General features: G+C 64.8%; 26 protein-coding genes and 1 pseudogene. 15 read left to right on the top strand and 12 right to left on the bottom strand.

Annotated features, from left to right (window positions below):
• Positions 1-4: 4 nt before the first annotated feature.
• The 3 genes from DV733_RS17200 to DV733_RS16080 form a co-directional block, all read right to left on the bottom strand.
• The gene (locus tag DV733_RS17200; RefSeq protein WP_049992991.1) at positions 5-901 is read right to left on the bottom strand and encodes a hypothetical protein; all 897 of its coding nucleotides are present in this window, start codon (positions 899-901) and stop codon (positions 5-7) included.
• A gap of 113 nt (positions 902-1,014) precedes the next feature.
• The gene (locus tag DV733_RS16075; RefSeq protein ID WP_161569366.1) at positions 1,015-1,695 is read right to left on the bottom strand and encodes a transcription initiation factor IIB family protein; all 681 of its coding nucleotides are present in this window, start codon (positions 1,693-1,695) and stop codon (positions 1,015-1,017) included.
• A gap of 448 nt (positions 1,696-2,143) precedes the next feature.
• Positions 2,144-3,166 (bottom strand): mechanosensitive ion channel family protein, encoded by a 1,023-nt coding sequence (locus DV733_RS16080; protein ID WP_079979372.1) that lies wholly within the window; start codon positions 3,164-3,166, stop codon positions 2,144-2,146.
• 85 nt (positions 3,167-3,251) lie between these two features.
• Here DV733_RS16080 and DV733_RS16085 point away from each other — a divergent pair, with 85 nt between their 5' ends.
• A complete protein-coding gene (locus DV733_RS16085) occupies positions 3,252-3,986 on the top strand; it encodes a proteasome assembly chaperone family protein (protein ID WP_049992993.1) in 735 nt (244 codons plus the stop codon).
• A 13-nt stretch (positions 3,987-3,999) separates the two neighbouring features.
• Here the strand turns inward: DV733_RS16085 and DV733_RS16090 are convergent, their stop codons facing one another.
• Together DV733_RS16090 and DV733_RS16095 are read right to left on the bottom strand one after the other, a co-directional pair.
• On the bottom strand, positions 4,000-4,857 hold the full coding sequence (locus DV733_RS16090) for a translation initiation factor eIF-2B (RefSeq protein ID WP_049992994.1): 858 nt from the start codon (positions 4,855-4,857) through the stop codon (positions 4,000-4,002).
• Positions 4,858-4,904: 47 nt separating this feature from the next.
• A complete protein-coding gene (locus DV733_RS16095) occupies positions 4,905-5,549 on the bottom strand; it encodes an MBL fold metallo-hydrolase (protein ID WP_049992995.1) in 645 nt (214 codons plus the stop codon).
• A 99-nt stretch (positions 5,550-5,648) separates the two neighbouring features.
• On the opposite strand from DV733_RS16095, the gene DV733_RS16100 reads away from it, so the two are divergent.
• The gene (locus DV733_RS16100; protein WP_049992996.1) at positions 5,649-6,059 is read left to right on the top strand and encodes an SRPBCC family protein; all 411 of its coding nucleotides are present in this window, start codon (positions 5,649-5,651) and stop codon (positions 6,057-6,059) included.
• A 23-nt stretch (positions 6,060-6,082) separates the two neighbouring features.
• On the opposite strand, the gene DV733_RS16105 is transcribed toward DV733_RS16100, so the two are convergent.
• On the bottom strand, positions 6,083-7,876 hold the full coding sequence (locus tag DV733_RS16105) for a histidine kinase N-terminal 7TM domain-containing protein (protein WP_049992997.1): 1,794 nt from the start codon (positions 7,874-7,876) through the stop codon (positions 6,083-6,085).
• 135 nt (positions 7,877-8,011) lie between these two features.
• Between DV733_RS16105 and DV733_RS16110 the strand changes: the two genes are divergently transcribed.
• Both DV733_RS16110 and DV733_RS16115 read left to right on the top strand, forming a co-directional pair.
• On the top strand, positions 8,012-9,103 hold the full coding sequence (locus tag DV733_RS16110; RefSeq protein WP_049992998.1) for an aminopeptidase: 1,092 nt from the start codon (positions 8,012-8,014) through the stop codon (positions 9,101-9,103).
• A 39-nt stretch (positions 9,104-9,142) separates the two neighbouring features.
• Positions 9,143-9,871: a hypothetical protein gene (locus DV733_RS16115; RefSeq protein WP_049992999.1), complete on the top strand. Its 729-nt coding sequence runs from the start codon at positions 9,143-9,145 to the stop codon at positions 9,869-9,871.
• A gap of 25 nt (positions 9,872-9,896) precedes the next feature.
• Here DV733_RS16115 and DV733_RS16120 read toward each other — a convergent pair whose 3' ends face one another.
• The 3 genes from DV733_RS16120 to DV733_RS16130 are packed head-to-tail and all read right to left on the bottom strand — an operon-like array spanning position 9,897 to position 12,383.
• On the bottom strand, positions 9,897-11,123 hold the full coding sequence (locus tag DV733_RS16120; RefSeq protein ID WP_049993000.1) for a Tm-1-like ATP-binding domain-containing protein: 1,227 nt from the start codon (positions 11,121-11,123) through the stop codon (positions 9,897-9,899).
• Complete coding sequence (locus tag DV733_RS16125) at positions 11,120-11,548, bottom strand: cupin domain-containing protein (RefSeq protein ID WP_049993001.1); 429 nt, start codon at positions 11,546-11,548, stop codon at positions 11,120-11,122. The genes DV733_RS16120 and DV733_RS16125 overlap by 4 nt, the downstream gene beginning before the upstream one ends.
• Before the next feature lies 1 nt (position 11,549).
• Positions 11,550-12,383, bottom strand: a complete 834-nt coding sequence (locus DV733_RS16130; protein WP_049993002.1) for a phosphoenolpyruvate hydrolase family protein — start codon at positions 12,381-12,383, stop codon at positions 11,550-11,552.
• 486 nt (positions 12,384-12,869) lie between these two features.
• On the opposite strand from DV733_RS16130, the gene DV733_RS16140 reads away from it, so the two are divergent.
• The 3 genes and pseudogenes from DV733_RS16140 to mobA all read left to right on the top strand — a co-directional run bounded on the left by DV733_RS16140 (position 12,870) and on the right by mobA (position 14,848).
• Entirely contained in the window at positions 12,870-13,439 is a 570-nt protein-coding gene (locus tag DV733_RS16140; protein WP_237560494.1) for a QcrA and Rieske domain-containing protein, read from the top strand.
• 24 nt (positions 13,440-13,463) lie between these two features.
• Positions 13,464-14,252, top strand: a pseudogene (locus tag DV733_RS16145) (P-loop NTPase); the annotation flags it as partial.
• On the top strand, positions 14,249-14,848 hold the full coding sequence (gene mobA / locus DV733_RS16150) for a molybdenum cofactor guanylyltransferase (protein WP_049993005.1): 600 nt from the start codon (positions 14,249-14,251) through the stop codon (positions 14,846-14,848). The pseudogene DV733_RS16145 and the gene mobA, both read left to right, overlap by 4 nt.
• Before the next feature lie 278 nt (positions 14,849-15,126).
• Here the strand turns inward: mobA and DV733_RS16155 are convergent, their stop codons facing one another.
• Positions 15,127-15,450 (bottom strand): DUF7521 family protein, encoded by a 324-nt coding sequence (locus DV733_RS16155; RefSeq protein WP_049993006.1) that lies wholly within the window; start codon positions 15,448-15,450, stop codon positions 15,127-15,129.
• Between the two features lie 139 nt (positions 15,451-15,589).
• Here DV733_RS16155 and DV733_RS16160 point away from each other — a divergent pair, with 139 nt between their 5' ends.
• From DV733_RS16160 to DV733_RS16180, 5 genes are all read left to right on the top strand, one after another.
• Positions 15,590-16,930 carry a hypothetical protein gene (locus DV733_RS16160; RefSeq protein WP_049993007.1) on the top strand — a complete coding sequence of 447 codons (1,341 nt, stop codon included), beginning with the start codon at positions 15,590-15,592 and terminating at the stop codon, positions 16,928-16,930.
• Between the two features lie 52 nt (positions 16,931-16,982).
• The gene (locus tag DV733_RS16165) at positions 16,983-17,183 is read left to right on the top strand and encodes a cupin domain-containing protein (protein WP_136342370.1); all 201 of its coding nucleotides are present in this window, start codon (positions 16,983-16,985) and stop codon (positions 17,181-17,183) included.
• Positions 17,184-17,344: 161 nt separating this feature from the next.
• Positions 17,345-17,878, top strand: a complete 534-nt coding sequence (locus DV733_RS16170; RefSeq protein WP_049993008.1) for a GNAT family N-acetyltransferase — start codon at positions 17,345-17,347, stop codon at positions 17,876-17,878.
• On the top strand, positions 17,878-18,453 hold the full coding sequence (locus DV733_RS16175; RefSeq protein ID WP_049994275.1) for a GNAT family N-acetyltransferase: 576 nt from the start codon (positions 17,878-17,880) through the stop codon (positions 18,451-18,453). The genes DV733_RS16170 and DV733_RS16175 overlap by 1 nt, the downstream gene beginning before the upstream one ends.
• A 48-nt stretch (positions 18,454-18,501) precedes the next feature.
• Entirely contained in the window at positions 18,502-19,797 is a 1,296-nt protein-coding gene (locus DV733_RS16180; RefSeq protein ID WP_079979375.1) for an MFS transporter, read from the top strand.
• Here DV733_RS16180 and DV733_RS16185 read toward each other — a convergent pair.
• Positions 19,794-20,987, bottom strand: coding sequence for a hypothetical protein (locus tag DV733_RS16185; protein WP_049993009.1), 1,194 nt, complete (start codon positions 20,985-20,987; stop codon positions 19,794-19,796). The two genes, DV733_RS16180 and DV733_RS16185, sit on opposite strands and share 4 nt — an antisense overlap.
• 115 nt (positions 20,988-21,102) lie before the next feature.
• Here DV733_RS16185 and DV733_RS16190 point away from each other — a divergent pair, with 115 nt between their 5' ends.
• From DV733_RS16190 to DV733_RS16200, 3 genes are all read left to right on the top strand, one after another.
• Positions 21,103-21,522 (top strand): OsmC family protein, encoded by a 420-nt coding sequence (locus tag DV733_RS16190; RefSeq protein ID WP_049993010.1) that lies wholly within the window; start codon positions 21,103-21,105, stop codon positions 21,520-21,522.
• Between the two features lie 113 nt (positions 21,523-21,635).
• Positions 21,636-21,965: a CGCGG family putative rSAM-modified RiPP protein gene (locus tag DV733_RS16195; protein ID WP_049993011.1), complete on the top strand. Its 330-nt coding sequence runs from the start codon at positions 21,636-21,638 to the stop codon at positions 21,963-21,965.
• Positions 21,966-21,967: 2 nt separating this feature from the next.
• Positions 21,968-23,077, top strand: a complete 1,110-nt coding sequence (locus DV733_RS16200) for a TIGR04053 family radical SAM/SPASM domain-containing protein (RefSeq protein WP_049993012.1) — start codon at positions 21,968-21,970, stop codon at positions 23,075-23,077.
• On the opposite strand, the gene DV733_RS16205 is transcribed toward DV733_RS16200, so the two are convergent.
• Positions 23,074-24,831: a PAS domain S-box protein gene (locus DV733_RS16205; RefSeq protein WP_136342371.1), complete on the bottom strand. Its 1,758-nt coding sequence runs from the start codon at positions 24,829-24,831 to the stop codon at positions 23,074-23,076. The two genes, DV733_RS16200 and DV733_RS16205, sit on opposite strands and share 4 nt — an antisense overlap.
• Positions 24,832-24,871: the final 40 nt, after the last annotated feature.

The following is a 24,871-nucleotide window of genomic DNA, read 5'->3' on the forward strand; positions in this document are numbered from 1 at the left end:
GTACCTAGTCGAGATCGGACGCCAGCGCGGCGGCCGCCTCGCCGTCGTCCGGTTGATCAACGTCTTCGAAGAGGTGCCAGCGTTCGGTGTGCGTGGTCGTCTCGCCGGGGTCGAGTTCGACAAGCGGGCCGAGGGTTTCGAGTTCGAGCAGCGGATCGATCATGAACACCTCGACGGATGCGCCGCGGTCGGGGTAGGTCGCCGTCGAATCGTACTCGAAAGTCTTGACGAAGGCCGTGCCGTCGAGGACGTACGCGGTCCAGCCGTCGAAGACGTTCGCGCCGATCTTCAACTCTTGCCCCTCGTCGTGGTCGACGAGGACGTGGTCGTCCACGTAGAGAAGGCGGTCGTCGCTCGGGTCGGTGCTCGGCCAGAAGACGAGCGACCTGTCCGGGAGGAGTTCGCTCGGATCGCCGTCCGGGAACGGAACGACGGCAGTCCCCTCGGGCTTGCAGACCGAGATGGCCCAGGGAGCGAGTTCGACACTCCAGAGCCCCTCGTTGGTCAGTTCGTGCGTGACTTCCACGACCGGCTCGTAGGGGATCATCTCGATCTCGATCGTCTTCCGAATGTTCGTCTCCTCTTCGACTGGCTGGACCAGCCGACAGCCTCGGTCGGTGATCTCGTACTCGACAGGGTCGTTGTCGGGCTGGTACGTCCGAGGGTGGGCCTCCGGGCTGTGCCAGAGGCGGTGCCCGCCGTAGACCTCCCACTCGGTGCTCTCGGTCGTCCCCACCACGTTCCGGTCGTGGAAGAAGATATTCTCCCCGTCGACCGGCCGTAAGTCGACGACGCGTGGCCCGACGTCGGTCGTGGCGACGAGTTCGAGGTGGCCGTTGCTGACCTGTATACAGTGCTCCCAACCGCGATACGTGATCTCTTCGACCTGAATTGCTGACATAGATCGTCTCCGGTCTGTCTACAGATTTCGAGTGTCCGCTTGGTCGTACTGACGCGCTACTGGCCTAATAAAACCCGAGGACAGTCAGTAGGCGTCGCGCCCCGCGCCGCCGCTCACGTCACCGACTGTGCCTGCTGGGCTGGTTCGGGTCGCCCGTCGATCGGTGCGTCTTCGAACACGTCGGGACAGAGCTCTCTGAGCTCCCGATACCGACGGCGGATCGTCTCGGGACAGACGTCACCGGCAGCGGCCGCCGCAGTCTGTGAGCACGACGACTCATCTTGGAGTCGAGAAACGGTGTAGCAGGCACTGGCGGCCAACCCACTGGGATCGCGCCCGCTGTGCAGATTCTCGTCGATGGCCGCCTCGAGCAGTCGTCGTGCCCGTCGTTGCTCGCACTCGTTCAGACCGAGTTCGCTGCAGACTTCGGGCAGATATGCTTCGACTGTCGGCGGGTGGACGGCCAGGCCGAGTTCACGTTGGAGGTGCCTGGCGTCGCGGGTGAGACGACGCCGTGACTCAGCACTCGCCGTCGCGATTTCGTCCAACCGCCGGTGAACGTCCGACCGCCGGACGGCGAGATAGACCGTCGCCGCCGCGACCGACTCACAGGCCCGGCCGTAGAGCAGTCGCTCTTCGACGGCCCGTCGAAAGATCGTCGCTGCTACCGTCTCGACCCGATTGCCGACTTCCAGGTCGCCGCTCAGGCGCTCGATCTCGGCGATCCCGACCCGCCGGGAGTCGCCGATCGCGTCGCTCGCGATCCGTCGCTGCCACCGCCGCTGCCGACGCAATCGCCGGCGTTTCGAGCGGCCGATTCGTCTGCGTCGACTGTCTCGTGAGCAGTCACCGATGTACGTCGAGAGGCGGTGCTCTGGCCGTTGCGGTGGTCCGCGACCGCTGATCGAACGCGCCACGCTGGGGGATCGCTGCGACCGCACTGGGACGAGCAGTCCACACTCTCGACATCGAGGCTCGCTCGTCGTTCGTTGCACGATCCGGCTACTGCACTCCGGACAGTGATCGATTCCATGCCTGTGTTGGGAGGGTCTTTTCATCGTGTCCACCTGTGTCGCTGGACTGGGCGGGCGACAGCAGGAGCTATCGACCATACGGAGTCCACGGGGACCAACCTGGGACTCTCGCCAGCCCGAACGAACAGATAATAATCTCCTCCACTATTGTATAAACCTACCGAATAATCTGTGAAATATTGGGGCAGGTCGTGAAGCGACGGCGTGATCACTCGACGCGGTCAGGATCGGCAGACGGTGTGTCACCGGCGGGTGAGTCGCCGGGGGGCGAGGTTCCGGACCGCATCGAGACAGGCAACTCGCCGCTGGTCTCGTCGAAGACGACGTGTGAGTGGGGATACGCGATCTCGACGTCGGCGTCGTCCAGGCGGTCCCAGATCGCAGTCTGGACGTTCGATCGCGCAGCCAGCAGCTTGTACGGCTCTTTGAGCCAGTATCTGAGTGTCAGTCGAACCCCATGATCGCCGAAGTCGTTGATGTAGCAGGTCGGACCGGCAGGGTATCGCGCTGCCCCGACGCGGATCGAGGGGCCGCCAGTGATGACGTTATCGACGTCTCGCGCTGCGTCTTCGATGAGGCGTCGGGCTTGTGCGAGGTCGCCCTCGTAGGTGACGACGATGTCGAGTGTCTGACGAGTTCGCATGTCTTCGGCCGAGTAGTTGACGACGTCACGATCGCGGATGGTCCCGTTCGGGATGACGACGAACGTATTGTCGAGTGTGAATATTTTCGTGTATCGGAGCGTGATGTCTTCGACGAACCCTCGCTGGCCAGTGTCGACGATCTCGATCATGTCACCGATCTCGAAGGGCTGGTCGGCCAGCAGGAAGATCCCGCTGATGAAGCTCCCGACGATCGGCGCGAGCACGACACCGAGCACCGCCGTGAAGACGGTGACAGAGAGCGCGATCTGGCTGAGTTGGAGACCGTAGATCCGGAGGATGGCGAAAAAGCCGATCAGGTAGACGCCGCCTTTGAGCCCCCGAATCGTCATGCGTGTGAGACTCGGCCGGTCGGACCGACGGGCGATCCGCCGCCCGAGAAGTCGAACGAGTAATCGCGCGACGACGTAGGCGAGAACGACGACGAGCACGACTTGCAGGAGATCGACCGCCCACGGTGGCACGAACGCTTCGACGCGGTCGAGGACGTCGTCGACGGTCACGGTGGCGAGGGGCGACGGCCCGATGGCTCCCTGGGCAAGCGATTCGACGACGCCTCCTCCGGCCATGAGCGTGGGGACACCCGGGGCATAAAAAAGGATTGCGCCACGCCGAGCGACGGGTTACAAGATGTCGGTGGCTGTAGCAGTCAGTATGGCAAGCGAGACACCGACGTTCGACGTCCACTACGACGGCGAGTCGAAACCGGTCCTGCTGGCGGGATTCGCTGAATACGGCCTGGCCGGGCTGACGGCAGTCGATTACCTGGTCGAGCAACTCGATCTCCAACCACAGGGACACGTTCGGGCCGAGGGGCTCCCCTCGATCACGCCGTTCGAATCGGGGACACCACGCCATCACTCTCGGCTGTTCACCAGTCCCGAGACGGACGCGATCGTCCTCGTGGGCGAGCTTCCTGTCCCGGAGTTCGTCGCCGAGGCGTTCGCCGATAGCCTCTTCGAGTGGACTGACCGGGACGGTATCGAAGAGATCGGACTCTGCTCGGGCGTCCCGTTCGCCCACGGTCCCGACGACCACAAACCATTCTACGTCGCGACCGAGTCTTATCAGCGTCAGCGGCTGACCGACACCGACCTGACACCGATGCACGGCGGCTACCTCGATGGCCTCAACGGCAGCGTCATGATGCGCGGGCTCACGAGCGAACGACCGACCTGTCTGTTCACGACCCCGGCGCACGCTCAATCACCCGACGCCGAGGCGGCACTCCGGTTGCTGGACGCCGTCGTCCGGGTGTACGACCTCGAACTGGATACCGCGCCGCTGGAGACGTTCGCTGGTGAGGTCTCGAAATACTACACCGAACTGGCCCAGCGCGTCGAACGGAAAGGCGACGAACAGTTCCCCGACGACCGCATGTATATGTGACTTCGAGTCGGAATCACTCGCCGTATCGCTTGATCCCGTCGTCGGTGACGATCGAATCCAGCAGTTCGACCGGCGTGGCGTCGTAGTTCGGGTTCTCGACGACGAACCCTTCCGCGGGCTCGCGCATGACTTCGCTCACGGATCGGAACTCGTTTTCGAACTGGAAGCCGCCCTCGGGCATCTTCGCGCTCGCCCCGACGGCCGTGACGGGGACGCCGACGTCGGACGCCGTCGCGGTGATCGGGTAGGTCCCGATCCGGTTGTAGAGGTTTCCGTCGACGACGCTGTCCATCCCGACGAGCACGCGGTCACACTCCGAGAGGAAGTAGCCACAGGCGCTGTCGACGATCAGGTGAGGGTCGATCTCGGGAATCTCGGCGAGCCGGCGGGCAGTTTTACGGCCCAGATACCGCGGTCGGGCCTCCGTGATGTAGACCGTCAGTTCGTAGTCCTTCTGGGCGGCGAGTTCGAGCGTGCGGAGAATCGTCGTCGAGTAGTCGTGCGTCAACAGGGTCATCCCGTCCTCGAGGAAGGTCAGCGCCGTCTCGGCGGCCTCCTGTTTGGCCGACTCGACGGTGTCGATGACGTCGGTGATCACGGTGTCGGTGAGTTCCTGAGCCTCCGCGACGGTCGCGGGGTCGGCGTCGGTGACGGTGTCGACGATCTGTCGCTGAGTCTTGTACAGCGAGGCGTGAGAGGGTTTGGCTCGCCGGAGCGCGCTGCTGTTGCGTTCGAGCGCGCGGACGTACTCCTCGACGGTCGGGAAGTCGTCGTCGAGCAGTGACCGGAGGGCGTCGGCGGCTTTGACCGCGACGACGGAGGAGCTATGGGTCTGCATCTCCTCGATCTCCTCGATAGTCTGGTCGATCATACCACACCCATCGGTGCTTCCGTCCAAAGGCTTTCTGCATTGCCTCGCTATCGGGGAGACGCGTCGAGATCCCGACACAGCGTCTGGATCGACTCCTCGGCCCCGTCGAGAACGTGCGATCCATGCGAGACGAGTACGCGCTCGACATCGATCTCCCGGAGACGCGCGACGCTTCGACGAGCCGCGGCGTCGTCGGTGTTAAAGCGCGCTTCGATGACCGCGAGCGGTCCCGACCAGTTCTCGGACGCGGCGAACACGGAGTCGCTGGCGACGACCGTATCGCCCGCGAGCAACACGTCGCCCGCCCGGTAGGCCATGTTTCCGGGTGTATGCCCGGGTGTCGCGATCGCTTCGATCCCCCACCGCTGGTCCCCGTCCTCGAGCGTGACATCAGGCTCGATTCCGACCTCCCGTAGCGCGGCGGCGTCTCCTGCGGGAATCGCGACGTCGACGTCGAGTTCCCGGCGGATCGTCGGGACCGCGCCGTAGTGGTCGACGTGTGCGTGTTCGACCAGCACGACGTCGACATCGTGGGTTCGGGCGACATCGAGCACCGCTTCGGCTATCGATTCGTCGCCGCCACCGACGAGCACGGTCGTCTCGCCCTCGACGACGTGGACCGACAGCGGTTCGACGTACTCGCCGTACGACCACTCGATGGCGTGCGTGCTGATCCCGGGTGCGACCTCCATACCGAGACTGACGGCGAGCGGCCAGTTGGTCGTTTCGCCCGACTGCCACGGCGCTCCGATCGATCGGTTCGTCCGAACCCTGACATCACTGTGAGTAGTATGGGGTGTGTGCCCAGGATCGAACGTATCGCCGAGAACCGACGGCTCGTCGTCGAGCGCGAGATGGACGCGCCCGCCGAGGCGGTATGGGACGTCTTGCGGGATACGACGCTGTGGCCACGGTGGGGACCGTCTGTCACCGCCGTCGAGTGTGACCGTCGATACATCGAGCGCGGGACGACAGGCCGCGTCCGCCTGCCAGGTGGCGTGTGGATTCCCTTCGAGATCACGACGTGCGAGAACTACCGCTGGACCTGGACCGTCTCGCGCATACCGGCCACTGGACACAGTGTCGAACCGCTCACCGAGCGGCGCTGTGTCGCAGCCTTCGACGTCCCGCTCGTCGCGGCCGGCTACCTGCCCGTCTGCCGGCGTGCGCTCTCTCGAATCGCCGCACTCGCCGGGACCTGATCACTCCGCTCGCCGAGACCTGATCACTCGACGTCGATCTCGAACCGTGCACCGCCGCTGTCGGACTCGGCCAGTGCGATGTCCCAGCCGTGGGCGTCGACGATCATCGACACGATCGCCAGACCGAGACCCGTCCCTGATTCGTCGGTCGTGTAGCCCTCGACGAAGACGCTTTCACGTTCGTCTTCGGGGATTCCGGGGCCGTCGTCCTCGACGAAGAATCCGTCGGCGGTCAGGCCGAGCCGGACCGTCACCGTGCTCGAATCGGCCGGCCCGCCGTCGGCGACCGTGTCGGGACTGACACCCGATCCCTGGGCGGCGTTCGCGTGCTCGATCGCGTTGCGAAAAAGGTTCTCGAACACCTGCTGGAGTCTGCTCGCGTCGGCCTCGACGGTCACGTCCTCGGAGACGTCCAGATCCAGGCTCGCCCCCGCAGTCTCGACGGACTCCCAGGCTGCCGTGGCGGCTTCGGTAATCGAGACGGGTTCGGTTTCGTCGACGGTCCGACCCTGGCGGGCGAGCTGGAGGACGTCGCTGATGATGTGCTCGATCCGGTCGTGGGCCCGCATGGCCGCTTCGAGCCGCGCGGTCTCGCCGGTCTCGTAGGCGTACTCGACGTGACCCGTCGCGACGGTCAGGGGATTGCGCAGGTCGTGGCTGACGATGGTCGCGAACTCCTCCAGGTTCTCGTTTTGGCGTTTGAGTTTCAGCGTCTGGGCTTCCAGTCGCTGTTGCTGGCGCTGTTTTTCCGTCACGTCGTGGATGATCGCGACGCGACCGCTGACGTCGTCGCCTCTGCCGTCGAGATTCGAGATGACGATATCGTAACACCGTCGCTCGCCGTCGGGAGACTGGACCCAGACGCCGTCGAATCGCCCCTCGCGGATGTCGGGCCCGAGAAACGGGAGGTCTTCAGCCTCGAAAACGTCCTGATCGAGGATCGAGTCGATCCGCTCGCCGACGATCCGGTCGTCGGTCGCGCCGAGCATGCGCCGCGCCACCGGGTTCAGGTCGACGATCCGGTTGTTCGCGTCGAGAACGACTACGCCGCTGCCCATCTCCTCGATGACGGCGTCGCGGGCGATCGGCCCCAGATCCTCGAATCGATCGCCGAACAGCCCGTAGACGCGCTCGATCGGGAGGAGCGCCAGAAACGTGTCGTCGTACAGGACCAGTCCCGAGATCACGCCGAGGCCGACGAACGACAGCGGCCCCAGCGCCGTGTTCGGGAACGGGCTGAGGCCCGCGACACTGGCGACGTGGCCAGCGAGCAGGACGCTTCCGATCAACACGAACAGGAACGTCCGCTGGCGGTAGACGTTCCGAGATCGCTGCAGTTTGCCGACCAACAGTACAGTACCGGCCGACTGGGCCAGATAGCCGTAGGCGATCAGCGACACATACAGCGGGCCCGGCGCGAACGTCAGCGATCCGATCGACGCGCCGTCAGGAGACAGGTATGCCGACGGACGAACGACACCCCCGAGAAACAGCACAATCGGGATCGCCCACAGGATGGTCGACCGCCGCCTCGTCAACCATCCGTCACGGCCGGTGTAGATCGCACCGAAGTGCGTCCAGCAGACGGCACTCACGACTGCTCCGCCGGTCGCAATGTAGGCGGCACTGACAGCCCCGCCGTCGCCCTGGATCACGAGCGCGGCGGCGTCACCGACTCCCCACAGGCCGATTCCCAGCGTCGAAACTGCGAGATACGTCGCTCCCGTTCGGGGTCTGTGTTGCCAGATCGCGTAGCTGACGACCAGCGCCATCACGGTCACGATGGCGAGGGTGACGACGATCGCCTGGGGCGACATCTACCGTTCGTATTACCTGTACTCGGTAAAACCAATATCGGCCAAGTATAGCGATTGATAACCGGCAATTCGTCGACGATCTCGACCGTGGGACGGACCCGAGCCGTTTTGGATCGTCCGACCGACAGCGTTCGTATGGACGATCGAATCTACCAGCACGCGGAGACGCTGGTCGACTGGAGCGCGCGGATCGAACGCGGCGACGACGTGGTGATGACTGTTGCAGAGGGTGCACACGACCTCGCGACGGCGACCGCAGAAGTGCTCGGTGAACGGGGTGCAAACCTCGTGACACTCTATCAGTCAGGCGAGATCGGACGGGCGTATCTGACGGGCCACGACGGCAAGTTCGACACAGACTCCGAACACGAACTCGCGCTGTACGAGAACGCAGACAGTGTCCTGATCCTCGGTGGCGAGTGGAACACGGCTGCCATGGCAGACGTCCCGGGCGAGCGACAGAGCGCGTACAGTCGCTCCCGGCAAGCGATTCGCGAGGCCCGGATGGACACTGACTGGGTCTCGACGGTTCATCCCACGCGAGCGCTGGCCCAGCAGGCGGGGATGAGCCTGCCTGCGTACGAGGATTTCGTCTACGACGCCGTCCTTCGAGACTGGGAATCACTCGCCGGGGAGATGGCCCAGTTGAAATCGATTCTGGACGACAGCAGCGAGGTTCGGATCGTCGCCGACGGCACGGACCTCACGATGTCCATCGAGGGTCGAACGGCCGTCAACAGCGCCGCGTCAGTCGAGTACGACTCGCACAATCTCCCGAGTGGCGAAGTGTTCACCGCGCCCGAGGCGACTGCGGGGCACGTCACCTTCGACGTGCCGATGACGATTCGGGGCCAGCGCGTCAGAGACGTCCGGCTGGAGTTCGAAGGCGGAGAGGTTGTCGACTACAGCGCCGCGATGGGCGAGTCGGTGATCGGCGAGGTGCTGGACACTGACGACGGCGCCAAACGCCTGGGCGAACTCGGGGTCGGGATGAATCGCGGGATCGACCGGCCGACGGACTCGATCCTCTTCGACGAGAAGATGGCCGAAACCGTGCACCTGGCGCTCGGCCGGGCGTACGACTCGTGTCTCCCGGAAGGCGAGTCGGGCAACGACAGCGCCGTCCACGTCGATTTGATCACGAACATGGACGATGGATCGCGGTTCGAAGTCGACGGCGAGGTGGTCCAGCGAGACGGGAAATTCAGGTGGGAGGACGGATTCTAGACCCGTCCATTCATACCCACCGAGCGCGGAGAGATCACTATGCGGTACGAGGACCAGGGTCTGGACGAGTCCCACACTGACGACGAGCGGTGGGTCAGCGCCGGGCCAGGTGACGGAGCCCTCCCACGGACAGAAGCCGTCAAAGACGAACGCGTCCGCCGGTGGGACATCGCGACGCCGAGCGCAACCCAGATCGGTCGCGCACAGAGTGCAGACGAGGAGTTGCCCGAGCGACTCCGCCGGCTCCACGACGAACAGCACCCCGCCATGCAGGGCCACAGCGAGCGGATGCACAGACTCGACAAGATCCGGATCACCCACGCCATCTGCTCGCGGCTGGATCTGACGCGGTGGGAGCGCGACCGCGTCCTCGGGATCATGGCCGAACTCGACCTGACGGCGTTCGGGAGCCAGCGTGCCATTCCAACTGTTGCGCTGGTCGTCGTCAGCCACGTCGTCGACCGCGAGCGACAACATCAGTTGGGCCTGGACGACAGCGAGCGTCTCGCAGCGCTCTCTGCGGACAGCATGGAACGGCTCTACGAGTTGTTCGATCCGATCACCGACGACGACACCTATCAGGACTTTCTCGACGAGCAAGACCTGACGACGACCAACATCAATCGTCTCAAGCGCGTGCTGAAAACACAACTCGAAGAACAGGAGCTGGAGGGTGCAGTCCTCGGACGCTCGCCGTTCCGGGACCCGAACCTGCCGGCGGTCGAGGGTGGGACTGCCGACGAGCGCGAAGAGGCAGCCGACTCCTGAGGCCGGTTCGCGCACGGCCGTCAGATCACTCCGGACTACGACCCGCCGTCTGCATGAACTCGTGGAGTTTCTCGGCCATCGCCCTCGCGAACGCCTCGTCGTTGATCGGAGCGTCCATCTCGACCATCTCGACGACATCCGTATCCACGTGGTCGGCCAGTGCATCGAACAACGCCTGATCGGCTTTCGGGTCGTAGAAGTCCTCGCCTTCGACGTCGATCATCGAGACGCCGCCCAGCGGGAGATAGAGCGCTGTCGGGCCACTCGAAGCGTTCAGTTTCTGGGCGATGACCTCGCCTAACTCGGCGTTCTCCGCGACGGTCGTGCGCATCAGCGTCACCTGCGGGTTGTGGACGTGGAACAGCCGACCCTCGAATTCCTCGGGGACGGAATCACGCGGCCCGAAGTTGACCATGTCGAGCGCGCCAGTCGAGACGACCTGCGGCGTCCCTGTTTCTGCCGCCGCGTCCAGCCGGTCGGGACCGGCGTTGAGGACGCCGCCGACGAGTTCGTCGGCCCACTCGGTCGTCGTCACGTCCAGCACGCCGTCGATGACGCCCTGGCGGATCAGATTCTCCATCGCCCGGCCGCCGGTCCCGGTCGCGTGGAAGACGATGGTCTCGTAGCCACGGTCTTCGAGGTACTCGCGGGCCGTCTGGACGCAGGGAGTGGTCACGCCGAACATCGTGATTCCGACGGTCGGTCGCTCCTCGACCTCGACATCGGGTTCGTTCGAGACCATCCCGACCATCGCGAGGGCGGCGTTGGCGATGACCTTCCGTGAGAGTTGATTGAGACCCTCGATGTCGGCGACGGAGTACATCATCGTCACGTCTGTCGCCCCGACGTAGGGCTCGACGTCGCCCGAGGCCATCGTCGAGACCATCAGTTTCGGGACGCCGACCGGGAGCGCGCGCATCGCCGTCGTCGCGATCGAGGTGTTGCCCGATCCGCCCAGCCCGAGAACGCCATCCACGTCTCCGGACTCGTGCATCTGCTTGACGATAGCGGCCGCACCCTCACCCATCGCTTCCATGGCTTCGCCGCGGTCGGCCTCCTCTCTGAGGTGTCCGAGCGTCGTGTCGGCGGCCTCGGCGACCTCGCTAGCGCTCGTGTCGGGTTCGAACTCCGGGTCGCCCACGACGCCCGTATCGATCACGTGAACCGCGACGCCCTCCGCTTCGAGGACATCCCGAGCGAAGCCGATCTCCTCGCCTTTCGTATCGAGTGTGCCGACGATGACGACGGTCATGGTCCCTCCACGTTCTCCGGCGTCGGGAGTTTCCCTGGTGGGACGATTTCACACTCCGGGAGATCCCGGAGAACGTCCTCAGGACCAGGCGGGGAGTAGACTGCGAGCAGCAGGAGCGGTTCCCAGCCCGTGTTGACTGTGCCGTGTTCGACGCCTTCGGGGACGAAGACCATCTCGCCGGCCTCGATATCGCGGGTCTGCTCGGCGACTTCCTGCTCGCCCTCGCCGCGGATGACGTAGAGAATCTCGTCGCTGTCGGGGTGCGTGTGGCGTTCGTGGCCCTTCCCGGGTTCGAGTTTGACCACGCCAGCACTGAATCGTTCGCCGCCAGTGACGGCAGGCGTACTCAACCATTTCAGGACGCCCCAGTCGAACACCTGACTCTCGACGTCGTCCGGTTCGACGAAATACTCGTGGTCGACCATCTCAGAACTCGATCTCCTTGAACTCCCGCGCCTGGTTCTGGATGGCCTCCTCTGTCGGGAGGCGTTCGATGCTGGACGCTCCGAAGAACCCGACGACGCCCTCGGTGTTGTTCAGGACGTACTCGGCGTCCTCCGGCCAGGCGATGGGGCCGCCGTGGCAGATTACGAGGACGTCGTCGTCGACGTCCTTGGCCGCGTCGTGATGGGCCTGGACGCGCTCGGCAGCGGTCTCGAGGTCGAGGGAGGTCTCGGCACCGATGTCACCCGAGGTCGTGAGGCCCATGTGCGAGACGATCACGTCCGCGCCGGCCTCGGCCATATCCCGAGCCTGCTGTTCCGTGAATACGTACGGGCAGGTCAGCATGCCCTGATCTGCGGCCTCGCGGATCATCTCGACCTCCTTGTCGTAACCCATCCCCGTCTCTTCGAGGTTCTGTCTGAATCCAGAGTCCGCGTCGATCAATCCGACAGTGGGGAAGTTCTGGACGCCCGAGAATCCCCGGCGCTTGAGGTCCTCGATGAAAACGTCCATCTCTCGGAACGGATCTGTGCCGTTGACGCCCGCCAGAACGGGTGTGTCCTCGACGACCGGGATGACCTCGTGCCCCATCTCGACGACGATCTCGTTGGCGTCGCCGTACGGGAGCAACCCTGCGAGCGATCCGCGACCGTTCATGCGGTAGCGCCCAGAGTTGTAGATGATCAGCAAGTCGACGCCACCGCGTTCGGCGAACTTCGCCGAGATACCAGTACCCGCGCCCGCGCCGATGACCGGTTCTCCGCTCTCTACTGTCTCGTGCAGTCGGTCCAGCGACTCTTGTCGTTCAAATTTCATAGTGCATGTCGTACTATCGCACAGAATCGTGATCAATATTTTGATAACTACTATGCATTGAAACTATCGGTTGGATGAGCGAACTCGTAGCTACCAGCCAATTTATAAAAGATGGCCGAACGTATTCGGGGACCTTCCCGGGCAGTTAGAAGGCGCTCACGGGCCTAAAGCGGTGGATGACTGTGATCGGAATGTGAGCGTCGCAAACCGGTCTCAGGAACCATGGCCGATGGGGCGAGAGAGTGCCCTGTCGGGTTCGTGAGACTGGCCGACGGTGATAGTCATGAACAGGAAGACACTGGTCATACTCGCGGTGGTGATCGCGGTTCTACTGCCGATGTGGTTCGTCGCGCTACACGGCGAACCGCCTTCAGAAGAAATCGCGATCGACCAGAGCGTCTCGGAGATGCGCCCGCTGGAGGGCGTGCTAGACACGCCGCGGACTCATGTGGCGACAGTCACGGCCACGCGCAGGTCCGGCCGAGCATCTACACGGACGTGCGTGCGCAGATGCGCCGCCGAGATTACGCCAAGGCGCTCGCGACCGTCGACGGATTGACGGCGGTCGCCAGTCTCGCCGCACCGCTGGCGGGCCTCCAGCGGGTCTTCGAACGGGAGTATACGGGTCCGGTGTTCGGTGACGGCGTCCCACTGGTCGACGCGGAGGGCGAGCGGATCAGGGAGGATCGGTTGAAGAACGGCGAACAGATCACGGTCTTCCCGGAGCTGCGGCCGGGAATCGAGCGCGCGCCGACGCTGCTCGTCCGATTCCCCGAGTCCGACTACGGCGGCGACACCGAGATGGCCTTTACTGCCGGCGGATACGCTGCATACTCGAAGATCTGTACGCACGCGGGCTGTATGGTCGCGAACCGAAAGGGCGACACCTGGGAGTGTCCGTGCCACTACGGGAAGTTCGATCCCAAGAGCGGCGCGAGCGTGGTCGGCGGCCCGGCACCCAGATCACTCCCGCAGTTACCGATCACCGTCTCCAGCGACGGCTATCTGGTGGCGACCGGCGACTTCGAGGCCCCCGTCGGGGCGGGAGGTGGATGATGGCGATCGCACGGCTTCTCTATCGTCTACTCGACCGAGGAGGGCCAGCCGGTTCCGATCAGAACAGAAGACCTGGAGGTGATGAGCGTCGGGTTGCTCGAATCGGACGTGCCGCTGGCGTGGCGCGGCGCGATGGCTCACGACGCCGTCTCACAGCTGTTCGGCGAGACTGCCTGGCGCAGTGACGACACCCTGGTCGTCGACCTCCCGCCGGGGACGGGCGACGTCGTCCTGACCACGCTGCAGGAGGTCCCAGTCGACGGGCTGGTCGTCGTGACCACGCCGTTCCACACCAGCGTCACCGACACCAATCGGACGATCGACCTCTTCGATGACGAGGGCGTCCCTGTGCTGGGTGCCGTGGTCAACATGGCCGAGTTCACCTGCGAGTGCTGTGGCGAGCCGAACGACCTCTTCGAAGACGGCGTGGCGGATCTCTCGACAGCGGTGCTCGCGTCACTGCCGTTCGACCGCGAGTTGCAGGGGCGGCCTGCCCCGGGTTCCGTGCCGGCTGACATCGAGGACCTCGCCGATCAGATCACAGCCGAGATCGACTCGCTGGGATCGTATCAGCCACCGCAAGACGCGGTCGATATCCGGGGACTGCCGCCAGACCTGCGACGCCAGCGCGTGGAAGAGGCGTTTTCGAGTCTCGATAGCGGCGACCCCTTCGTACTCGTGAGCGACCGCGATCCGACGCCAGTCACGGAGTTTCTGGCACGGCTTGCTGACGTCGACCCCGGCTCGTTCGACGGCTTCGAAGTCGAGCGAAAGACCCCTGAAGCCTGGGCACTTACGACCGAACATCCGTGACGACACGCGCCGGAATCGTGCTCGGTGGCGGCTACGCCAGCCGATTCGACGAGGGTGACAAGACGCTGGCCGACTTCGAAGGGAGGCCGCTGATCGCCCACGCTGTCGAGCCGCTGCAATCTGTCGTCGGGACGGTCGTCGTGAGCTGTCGCGCCGAGCAGGTCGAAGCGTTCGAGCGCGTGCTCGACGACGTGGAGTTCGTTCCCGACCCGGAACCTGACGAAGGCCCACTCGCGGGGCTCGACGCAGCGCTCCAGCGCATCGAAGCGGACGCCGTCGCGCTGGCGACAGCGGATCGTCCGTGCGTGCCGTCCACCCTCTATAGCCAGATTTTCGAGACGCTCGACGCGGACGGCGTCGTGATCGACGCCGACGGGATCCGGCAACCTGCACCGGCAGTGTTCGACACGAGAGCGCTCCGAGGGGAAGTCCAGCGCCACCGGGATACCGGCGAGCGACGACTTCGATCGATACTAGCCGACCTCGACGTCGACCTGCTCGCTGCCGACACCGTTCGCGACCAGTGGGGCACGAGCGTACTCACAGACGTCAACACGGTCGCGGAACTGGACCGTCTCCGCCGCGACGGGTGCTAGGAAGCGGCGTAGGTCACGGTGCCGGCAGCGACGAGCACGACCGGACCAGGCTCGAAGGTAGTCGGCTCGCCCGACGAGCGGTCGCTCAGGACTGGCCCGACCTCGCCGAGATTGTATATCGAACCGAGCGGTCCCGGAGGCGATTGTAATGTATTCCTTATTACTCGAAACGTGACCGTACTCTCCGAGGGCGCAGGTGCGCGCTCACCAGGTCTCAGGTGCCGACTGTTCGTCGCTTGCCTCCCGGCTTCGATCAGGGTCCCGCCGGAGGCTAGTAGCTAGTCAGAGGGTTTCTGCTGGACGTGTGTCGTGCTCCGCGAGTCCCAGCGCGCGTACAGCGAGTACGCGAGGATGGCGAACCCGACGGCGGTGAACGTACTCTGAACCCCGACACTGGTCGCAAAACCGATGCCGAGGAACTGGTGGAGACCGCCTGCTAGCAAGGCTCCGGCGGTGACGAGACCGAGACCAGCTGTGAGTGCGCCGAGCGCTGGTGACTGCGTGCGGTGGTACGCACGGCGGGCGAGTAACGTAACCGTGCCACCGCAGAGCAGCGTCACGGTATTGGTGACGATGACGTACGTTTCGAGTGCGGCTGACATTACATCTCGTTTGAGACTCCGTCACGTGGCCCAATATAATATCCCTGGTCTTTCCATGGAATGAGAATCCCGCGCTCCGAGAACGCAGGCGAACATCTTCGGGACACGTCCCAGCAGGCTCACAGTCGAATTCATTCGTATGAGCGCGATTCCGAGCGGAATCGAGACCGATCGACAGCCTCCCCTCCCGATCCCGATGGCGCACTTTCTCGTCGGGATCGGCTTTCTCCTGCTGGGGGGCTTCAGTGGCGCTGCTGCGGGTGCGAACGCCCTCCCAGGCATGGCGATGCTCGCACACACCCACCTGCTGCTGGCCGGGTGGGTCTGCGTGACGATCATGGGCGCGATGACGCAGTTCGTCCCGGTCTGGTCGGGGGTCGCCTTGCATTCCGATCGGCTGGCTATGGTACAGCTATACCTCCTGACGGCAGGCCTGCTCGGGTTCGCCGCCGTGTTCGTCTTCGGCCCCCTTCGATTACTGGTGGTCCCGGCCGCGCTGATGCTCGCTGGCTTCTGGGTGTTCGTCTACAACGTCGGTCGAACGCTTCTGGCGATCGACACTCCCGATGTAACCGAGATACACTTCGCGGTTGCGCTCGGCTGGTTCGTCGTGCTGACGGTGATGGGGGTGACCCTGGCAGCGAGTTACGCCCGCCCGATGGTGTTCGTCGAGTTGGGGCTGAATCCGCTACAGTTCCGGATGGCTCACGCGACGGCGGCCGTCTTCGGTGCGGTCCTGACGACCGTCGTCGGCGCGCTCTACCAGCTCGGCGAGATATTCACGCAGGCACCAGATTCGGCAGTCGACGACGCCGTGCAGCGGGTCGAATCGGTCAGCTATCCCATCGGTGTCGTGTCGCTGGTCGGCGGCCGGCTGTTGGGGATCGAGTCGGTTGGAGCCGTCGGTGGCGTCCTGGTGGTCACCGGCCTGGTCGCAGTCGGCGTGGTCCTCGCTCGTCGCCTGCTGTACGCCCAGACGGAGTGGGCGCCCGTACTCTCGCGCTACAGCGTCGTCGCGGGCGCAATGCTCCTGTGGGGGGTGCTCACCGCGCCGATCTGGCTTCGTCGACCGCTCGCCTACGACGCCATGCTCGGTGCCCCACTCGCGCGGAACGTCCTCGTCTTCGGCGTGTTGACGTTCGTCCTGCTGGGCTCGCTGTATCACGTTGTGCCATTCTTGCTGTGGCTCGAACGCTATAGTGATCGAATCGGCCTCGAGAGCGTCCCGATGGTCGAAGACCTCTACAGCAGCCGGCTCGCAGCCGTCGACTTCTGGGCGGTCCTGCTCGGCGGCGCCGTCCTCGTCGCTCGCGACGCGTTCGATCTTCCAGTCGTCGCGATAGCGCTCGGTGGCACGCTCACCACTGTCGGATTCGTCGTATTCACTGCGAATATGCTGCTCGTGCTTCGCGGCCACAGCCCGTTCTCGATACGGGTGATAGTGTCGGCTGGTCTCAGCCGCTCCACTGGTGAGCGGTGACCGAACACGTTCGCCGACAGCCGGAGGGGCGTCCCCGACTGACTGTTCACTGATGGTCGAACGAGCGTCACTCGCGTCGCCCGCCGAAGCGAAGAAAGAACCACTGTTCGAGGGCGGTCTACGTACAGTTAGAGTCACGCTCGAAGAAGACGGGCAGATCGCAGAGCACAACCACCCCGGGACAGAGATCCTGTTTTTCGTCGTCGAGGGAGGGCTCGAACTGTCGCTCGACGACGAGAACTACGAGCTATAGCAGGGAGATCTCGTCCGATTCGAGGGTGAACGGACGATCTCGGGGCGCGCTGGCGAACCGACGACGGCGCTCGTCGTGCTGGTCGATCGATAGGCCTGGGGTGTGAGAGCGCCCGACACCCCTCCAAAAGTGCTTTCTCATACCCACTGGAAGACGTGGACATGCCCGGTCCCGTCTTCCTGTCGGGCGAGCGCGTTCGCCTCCACACAGTCGAGGAGGAAGACCTCGACGCGTTCGCGCGCGCTCGGAGCGACCCCGACCTCAGAATCCCCCTGTGTATCGATACTCCACAGAACCGTGAGGGCCTCGAAGAGTTCTTCGAGGAGACGATCTCCAGCGACGACGGCTACTGGTTCGTCGTGAGCGTCGACGAGGAGACCGTCGGCGCGGTGATGTATCCGAACGTCCGCGAGTCGGACGGTCTGGGTGAACTGGCCTACTGGATCCTGCCCGAATACCAGAGCGCGGGCTACGGCCGGGAGGCCGTCTCGCTCCTGCTCGAATACGGGTTCGAAGAACTGCGCCTCAACCGCGTCCAGGCCGATTGCGTGGCCACGAACGAGGCCTCAAGCGGATTGCTCGAATCGCTCGGGTTCACCCGGGAAGGACAGTTCCGTGAGGCCGTCTTCCAGAACGGGAGGCACGTCGACGTCCGCAGATATGGCTTGCTCGCCGACGAATGGAGGGATCGCTGATGCCTGGGCCTGCCTTCTGTCGGGGGGAGCGCGTGAGCCTGCACACCTGGGAGGAAGAAGACGCCGAGTTCTTCCAGAAGAACCGCAACGAGCAAGCGATCCGGCGACCGCTGACGGACGTCTCGCCGCGTAATCGCGAGCAGGTCGACGAACAGTTCGAAGAGCGGTTCTACGACGACGACGGGATGGTCTTTCTCGTCTGCACCGGCGACGACGCGGCGATGCGGACCGGCGACACCGAGGAACTGACCCGCGTCGGCGAGGTCGCGATCCCCTGGGTCAACCAGCCTCACGGGGTCGGGATGCTCATGTACTGGGCCACCCCCGAACATCAGGGACAGGGTTACATCCCCGAAGCGACCGGGCTCTTGCTGGATCACGCCTTCGGCGAGCGTCGCCTCCACAAGGTCTGGGCGATGGTCGTCGAACCGAACGAACCCTCCCAGAACGTCCTCGAAACACTCGGCTTCGAGCAGGAAGGTCGGTATCGCAAGGAGACCTTCTACGAGGGCGAATACGTCGACAGCTACCGCTACGCAATCTTGGCCGAGGAATGGCTCGAACAGCACGATTGAAACCGACAGCATTCGATACAAACCTCCCCCACGAGCACTGATCGACACATGCCCGACGCCTCCCGCACCGTCCTGAAGTATTATCTCTATCGCGCCACAGCCGGACCGGCGTTCACCTACCCCATCTATACGCTATTCCTGCTACTGAACGGGCTGGATTTCGCTGCGATCGGGGTCATCGGCGCGGTCCAGTCGGTCATCGTCGTCGGCGGTGAGATCCCGACCGGCTACGTCGGCGACCGGATCGGCCGGCGGAACAGCCTCGCCGTCGCGGCAGTCCTGTTTCTGGTCTCGAACGCGGGCTACCTGTTCGCGACCGACATCTGGGGCTTTCTGTTCGTGTTCGGGACGCTGTCGTTCGGCCAGACGTTCGTCTCCGGCAGCGGGAGCGCCTGGCTCTACGACACCCTCGAAGAGCACGACATGGAAGACGAGTTCACCCGCGTCAGCGGGCGAGCCAGCGCGATCAACAAGGTCGTGATGGCGGTGACGATGATCGCAGGGGGCCTGCTGTACGTCGTCGATCCGTTCTTTCCGTTCTACGCGGCCGTCGCGTTCAGCCTGCTCAATATCGGGTTCGTCCTCGTCCTGCCGAAGAACGCCGCCTACGCAGACGACCGGGGGAGTGAAGACGACGAGGGTGGGCCGCTGTCGATCGTCGAGGCGTTGCCGACGATCCGCGAACGGATTACCTCGCGAGAGCTGCGGTGGTTCGTGGTCTACCTCTCGCTGTTCTGGGGCGCACTGATGACCGCGGACATGTACCTCCAGCCGGTGATCGATCGGACCCTCGAACAGTCAGTCGGGCCAGCGCTGGCTGCGTACGGTGTCGCAGTACCCGCGACGCTGGGCTTCTTCTACGCTTCGTTCATGGTCGTTTCCGCAATCGCCAGTGACCACGCCGCCGACATCGAGTCGTGGCTGGGCGTCCAGAAGGCCATGCTGTTGCTCCCGCTCGGGATCGCCGTCTTCTATCTCGTTCCGGTGCTCGTTCCGGTCGCCGTCTTCCCGATGTTCTTCGTCATGAAGGGTTCGAACAGTCTGATATTCCCCATCTCCAGTCGCTACATCAACGAACACGTCGAATCGGTCGGTCGGGCGACGGTCATCTCCGCTATCGCGATGATCAGGGCCGTCGCAGGCGTCCCGTTCCGGGTCAGTAGCGGCCTGTTCGCGGATCTGTTCACACCGCTCGCGGCCATCGCGGCGCTGGGCGTGTGTTTCATCGTCGGCGCGCTCGCGCTGTACACGTTCGTGCCGCCGATCCGGGACGTGGACGTCCCCGAGTCGCTCGGTCCCGAGCCGGCGGGGGCGGGCGACGCGAGTACGGAGGCGACCGACTAGCGGTCGCCGTAGCGCTCTGCGAACAGGCCGAGTAACAGTCCCGCGTGGACGACGCCGCCGACGAGCGCGAGGGCTGCACCACCAGTGGCGAGCGCGGCAACGTCGGCGAGCAAGCCCCCGACCTGCGCGAGCAGTCCCAGTGACAGTAGCGTGATTGCCACCCCTGCTGTCCGATTTCCAGCACCGGGGAACGTCCCGACTGCAGGCGGGTAGAACTGATAGGAGACGCCGACGATCGTCAGGCCGAGAAGGCCCACCAAATTGACGCGGAAGTGCGCGATTGCGACCCCGGCAGGCGGGACGCCGACGGCCATCCAGAGCCCGAGTCCGACGCCAAGTAGACCAAAGAGCGCGCCAGCGAGCACGCCGTAGAAACCGACGCGCTCGCGCGGCGACCGGACGAACAAGACGAGATAGCTCACGGCGAAGCCGGCGACTGCGATGGCCTGCAATCCGGCGCCGGCGTGCAGTAGCGGCCCGGAGGGGAGGCCGGCAGCGACACAGATCGGGGCGAGTGCGCCGGCGACGAGGACGATCGGGACCAGGGGCCGTGGCGGGTCGGCGACGAGAAATCGCGGGAGGAGTCGAAATCCGATGGCGAACACGAGTAGCGCGCCGGTCCCGGCCGCAAGGAGGTGGCTCGCCCGCGGCGGATAGCCGTCGAAGACGAGTGGGAGGGCGCTCGCACTCGCCAGTGTGGCGTAGCTCCCGAGCGCGAGATACAGGAACGCGAGCGGGACGAACGCGTTGGCGAGCCTGTCGACGGACCGGCGGTCGGCCTTGGCCTCACCGGTGGCCGTTGCCGCGCCCGTGAGATTGCCCCGAAGCGTCCAGCCGAGCGTCGTGAGAAAGACTGCGACGCCGAGAACCCACGAGGTTGCGCCGGCCTGGCCGATCCAGTGGACGTCGACGAATCGCACCCCGTCGAGCGCGAGCAGTGCAGTCCCCGCGAGGGTGAACGGAAACTGGACGAGCGGGGCACAGGCGAACGCGACTTCGCGGTCGAAATAGGCGGGCAGGAGCGAGTAGGCCTTCCCGAAGACGGTGTGGAGGACGAAGCCGAACAGGAGCGCGACCACGACGGTCCGGCGCGGAAGCTCGGCCAGCACGGCGGCGAGCCCGACGACGAGCCAGCACGCGCCGGCGGCGACGAACGCCCGACTCCCGCGGGAGACAGTTTCGGCAGTCACGACGGCCGTATTCGGCGGCCACCCTCTTCAGGGTGGTCCCGAACACCATCCGCTAGCGGCAGAACGCGCACGTTGGCCAACCTCTTAGTGGTCGAGGGCCGACCGTTCAGTTGCTATGCCAACACGAAATGCGGAAGCGACCTGGCGCGGCAATCTCAAAGAGGGAAGCGGCGATCTCGCCGTCGGTAGCGGCGCGTTCGAGGGCCCCTACTCGTTCATGTCCCGCTTCGAGGACGGCGACGCCACCAACCCCGAGGAACTGATCGGCGCGGCCCACGCCGGCTGTTTCGCGATGGCGCTGGGCAACGCGCTCGACGAGAACGGCTTCGAAGCCGACGAACTCCACGTCGAGGCTGAAGTCCACCTCGACCCCGAGGCTCTGGAGATCGACTGGATCCAGCTGACCCTCGAAGGCAACGTACCTGACATCGACGAGGAGACGTTCCTCGAAATCGCCAACGAAGCGAAGGCGGGCTGCCCGGTGTCGAAGGTCCTGGCCGGCGCGGAGATCCGGCTGGACGCGACGCTCGTCTGAGCAGAGCCACCGACTCGTTTTTCCACCTGTCGTGTGATCGCTCCCAGCCGACGAAAAGAGACCCGAACATGTAGGGGGCCGAGCAGAGGGTTGCGGGGGTCCAATACTCGCCTATGAGCGACGCCGAGCACGACCACGACGCCGCGCCCGTGACTGACCGGGTCCACGACAACTCCTGGTCCGCGAATCTCGAACAGCCAGAACACGCAGACGACCCCGATCTCGTCGTGGCCCAGGCGGTCGAAGCCATCGAACACACGACCGCCGGCAATCACGTCAATCTCGTCACGCACGGCGACCTGGGCCATCCCGAGACGTTCCTCTACGACGCCATCGAGAGGCGTAGCGAAGGCGTCACGCTGGAGTACGTCGAGCAGTGTGGGTGCGGTGGTCACGTCGTCCGGGCACACGTCGGAGACGACGAACATGCTGTGGAGGAGTGAACATGCGGCCGGGAGACATCGACACCGACGAGCGACCGTTCGTCCTCATCTGGGAGCTCACCCAGGCCTGTGATCTCGAATGCGATCACTGCCGGGCCGACGCCGAACCACAGCGCCACCCGCGCGAACTCTCGACCGAAGAGGGCAAGCGACTGCTCGATCAGGCCGCCGAATTCGGCGCGGGCCAACTGGTCGTGCTCTCGGGCGGCGACCCGCTCAAGCGCGATGACGCCGTGGAGCTAGTCGAGTACGGGACCGACCAGGGCCTCCGGATGACGATGACGCCAAGCGGGACGAACTCCTTGACACCCGAGAAGATCCAGGACCTCGCCGACGCCGGTCTCAAGCGGCTCGCCGTCTCCATCGACGGCGAGGACGCGACGTCGCACGACGACTTCCGGGGCGAGGACGGCAGTTTCGAACAGACTGTGGCAGCCGCTCGTGCGGCCCGCGAGGCCGGCCTCCCCCTGCAGATCAACACCACCGTCTGCCAGTCCACAGTGGAGGACCTGGCGGGGATCCGTGAGTTGACCGCAGATCTCGGGGCCGTGCTGTGGAGCGTCTTCTTCCTCGTGCCGATCGGTCGCGGGCGGATCCTCGATCCCATCTCACCCGAGCGCGCCGAGGACGTCATGGCGTGGTTGCTGGACGTCGCCGACGAGGAGCGATTCGGCGTGAAGACCACCGAAGCCCCGCACTACCGCCGGGTCGCCCTCCAGCAGAAAATCGAGTCCGCGACAGGGGCGAAACCGAACGATGAGATCGGCCGCCGAACTGGAATTCGCGCGGGCGACGGCTTCGCGTTCGTGAGCCACACCGGCGAGGTCTATCCATCGGGGTTCCTCCCTCACTCGGCGGGCGACGTCCGCGAGCGCAGTATCGTCGATATCTATCGCGGTTCGCGGCTGTTCGAACAGTTGCGCGCCGAGGACAACCTGAAAGGCAAGTGCGGGGCCTGTGAGTTCCGGCAGGTCTGTGGCGGCAGTCGCTCGCGGGCCTACGCTTACACTGGAGATCCACTGAAGAGTGACCCACTCTGTGCGTACGTGCCTGAGGGGTACGACGGCTCGATGCCCGCCGAGGAATTCGAGGTTCCCGAGTCCGCGGACTAGCTGTCGAGTCGGTCCACGTCGGTGATCTCGAAGCGCGCACCCGTCTCCGTCTCGCAGAGTTCGACCGTCCAGCCGTGGGCCTCGGTGATCTCACGGACGACGTTCAGCCCGAAGCCAGTCGCCGTCGGCTCGGTGGAGTAACCGGGTTCGAAGACGTGCTCGCTGTGTCTGGAATCGATACCGGGGCCGTCGTCGGCGACGAAGAAGCCGTCGTCGAGACAGCCGACAGTGATGGTATCGCCGCCGTGTTCGATCGTGTTCTCGAAGAGGTGATCGAGCAAGCGGTGGAGTCGGGCACGGTTGGCGGCCAACCTGCAGTCGCCGTCGACTGTCAGCGTGACTGCCTCCGTATCGCGTTGCTCCAGTACGTCCGTTGCAACAGCCTGCAGGGAGATCGAAGTCGTCTCGGTCACCAGCGGCTCCGATCGAGCCACCGAGAGTACGTCGTCGACGATGGCCTCGATCCGGTTCAGCGCGCGCTCGACCAGTTCGGAATCGTGGGCCTCTCCGTGGTCGAGTTGCCCCCGAATCACCTGCACCGGATTGCGGAGGTCGTGGGCTAATACACGGGTAAACTGCTCGATGCGGTCGTTCTGCCGTTTGAGACGCCGTTCGCGCTCTTTCAGATCGGTGACGTCGGTGAGCACACTGACGATCCGAGAGGGAGTGCCACTCTCGTCGTCAAGCGCGGCCGCCGATAGCTGTAGGTCGAGCCACCGGCCGTCCCGCCGCTGTCGGCGCACTTCGCGTGGGCCGATCGATCCATCTTCGAGGACGGACGCGACAATTGCTTCGAACTCATCGCGGGTCTCCTCGCTCACGTACGGCGGGTAGGGTTCGCGGATCGCCTCGTCGGCCGTCCAGCCAAACAGCTCGCCTGCCGCGGGGTTCCAGAACTGGACCGTCCCCGTCGTGTCGTGGACGACGATCGCCGCGGGCGAGGTCTGGACGATCGTACTCAGCAGCTGTGTCGTCGCCTGCAACTCCTCTTCGCGCTGTTTTCGGTCGGTGATGTCGATCGCCAGCCCCGCGACGCCGACGATCTCGTCGCTGTCGATCCACGGGACCTTCGAGACGAGAAACCAGCCGTCTTCGACCGGACAGAACGCCGCTTCGTTGCGGATCGTCTCACCGTCTTCGAGCACTCGCCGGAAGGACTCCTGACCGCGATCACCCGCTTCACGCTCGGGCCAGATCTCGACGTCGGTCCGCCCGAGCAACCGCGACGGATCGTAGCGTGCCGAACTCGCTCGGACGTACTGTTTGGACCGATCTTTCGCGAAGACGTGGACCGGTAGGCGATCGAGCATCGTCTCCAGCAGGCTGGCGTCCTGTCTATCCGCGACGCGCTGGCGATAGCGGCGTGCGTCGTTCAGGACCGTCTCACGGACGCTGTCGTCGTCGAGCCGAGCCGGAGTCAGTATGCTATCGACTCCCGCCTCGAGCACCGCTGTTGGCTCGTATGTGTCGGCCTGCGACGTCCAGAGTACGACCGGCAACTCGGGGTCGTGAGCGTCGATCTGTGCGGCGATCTGGAGTGGGGCCACATCCTGAGCGGTGTCGTCGAGCAGCACACACTCCGGGCCCAGGTCGTCGCCGTCGACAGCACGGAGCAGTGCCGTGGCGTCGGTGTAGATGGTAGTACGACACCGTTCATCGTCGAGCAGCTCCGAGAACCGTCGAACCGCTGCCGTGGCGGCCGGTTCACTCGACCGTGGATCGTCCGCTGGTTCCGCTCCGACGCTGGCGACCACGATCGGCGCTCCCTCCCTGGGGGGTGGGGGGTGAGGGCCA

The sequence above is a fragment of the Halapricum salinum genome, assembly GCF_004799665.1.
GTDB classification, from domain to species: Archaea; Halobacteriota; Halobacteria; order Halobacteriales; family Haloarculaceae; genus Halapricum; species Halapricum salinum.

What these genes read in the sequence shown, in the direction of transcription:
- DV733_RS16165 (WP_136342370.1), top strand. Translation starts at nt 16,983, where the DNA reads ATGGTCGAACGAGCGTCACTCGCGTCGCCCGCCGAAGCGAAGAAAGAA.
- DV733_RS16125 (WP_049993001.1), bottom strand. Translation starts at nt 11,548, where the DNA reads ATGGTCGACCACGAGTATTTCGTCGAACCGGACGACGTCGAGAGTCAG.
- DV733_RS16180 (WP_079979375.1), top strand. Translation starts at nt 18,502, where the DNA reads ATGCCCGACGCCTCCCGCACCGTCCTGAAGTATTATCTCTATCGCGCC.
- DV733_RS16200 (WP_049993012.1), top strand. Translation starts at nt 21,968, where the DNA reads ATGCGGCCGGGAGACATCGACACCGACGAGCGACCGTTCGTCCTCATC.
- DV733_RS16110 (WP_049992998.1), top strand. Translation starts at nt 8,012, where the DNA reads ATGGACGATCGAATCTACCAGCACGCGGAGACGCTGGTCGACTGGAGC.
- DV733_RS16155 (WP_049993006.1), bottom strand. Translation starts at nt 15,450, where the DNA reads ATGTCAGCCGCACTCGAAACGTACGTCATCGTCACCAATACCGTGACG.
- DV733_RS16130 (WP_049993002.1), bottom strand. Translation starts at nt 12,383, where the DNA reads ATGAAATTTGAACGACAAGAGTCGCTGGACCGACTGCACGAGACAGTA.
- DV733_RS16105 (WP_049992997.1), bottom strand. Translation starts at nt 7,876, where the DNA reads ATGTCGCCCCAGGCGATCGTCGTCACCCTCGCCATCGTGACCGTGATG.
- DV733_RS16100 (WP_049992996.1), top strand. Translation starts at nt 5,649, where the DNA reads ATGGGGTGTGTGCCCAGGATCGAACGTATCGCCGAGAACCGACGGCTC.
- DV733_RS16085 (WP_049992993.1), top strand. Translation starts at nt 3,252, where the DNA reads ATGGCAAGCGAGACACCGACGTTCGACGTCCACTACGACGGCGAGTCG.
- DV733_RS16120 (WP_049993000.1), bottom strand. Translation starts at nt 11,123, where the DNA reads ATGACCGTCGTCATCGTCGGCACACTCGATACGAAAGGCGAGGAGATC.
- DV733_RS16090 (WP_049992994.1), bottom strand. Translation starts at nt 4,857, where the DNA reads ATGATCGACCAGACTATCGAGGAGATCGAGGAGATGCAGACCCATAGC.
- DV733_RS16170 (WP_049993008.1), top strand. Translation starts at nt 17,345, where the DNA reads ATGCCCGGTCCCGTCTTCCTGTCGGGCGAGCGCGTTCGCCTCCACACA.
- DV733_RS16190 (WP_049993010.1), top strand. Translation starts at nt 21,103, where the DNA reads ATGCCAACACGAAATGCGGAAGCGACCTGGCGCGGCAATCTCAAAGAG.
- DV733_RS17200 (WP_049992991.1), bottom strand. Translation starts at nt 901, where the DNA reads ATGTCAGCAATTCAGGTCGAAGAGATCACGTATCGCGGTTGGGAGCAC.
- DV733_RS16160 (WP_049993007.1), top strand. Translation starts at nt 15,590, where the DNA reads ATGAGCGCGATTCCGAGCGGAATCGAGACCGATCGACAGCCTCCCCTC.
- DV733_RS16175 (WP_049994275.1), top strand. Translation starts at nt 17,878, where the DNA reads ATGCCTGGGCCTGCCTTCTGTCGGGGGGAGCGCGTGAGCCTGCACACC.
- DV733_RS16095 (WP_049992995.1), bottom strand. Translation starts at nt 5,549, where the DNA reads ATGGAGGTCGCACCCGGGATCAGCACGCACGCCATCGAGTGGTCGTAC.
- DV733_RS16195 (WP_049993011.1), top strand. Translation starts at nt 21,636, where the DNA reads ATGAGCGACGCCGAGCACGACCACGACGCCGCGCCCGTGACTGACCGG.
- DV733_RS16080 (WP_079979372.1), bottom strand. Translation starts at nt 3,166, where the DNA reads ATGGCCGGAGGAGGCGTCGTCGAATCGCTTGCCCAGGGAGCCATCGGG.
- DV733_RS16115 (WP_049992999.1), top strand. Translation starts at nt 9,143, where the DNA reads ATGCGGTACGAGGACCAGGGTCTGGACGAGTCCCACACTGACGACGAG.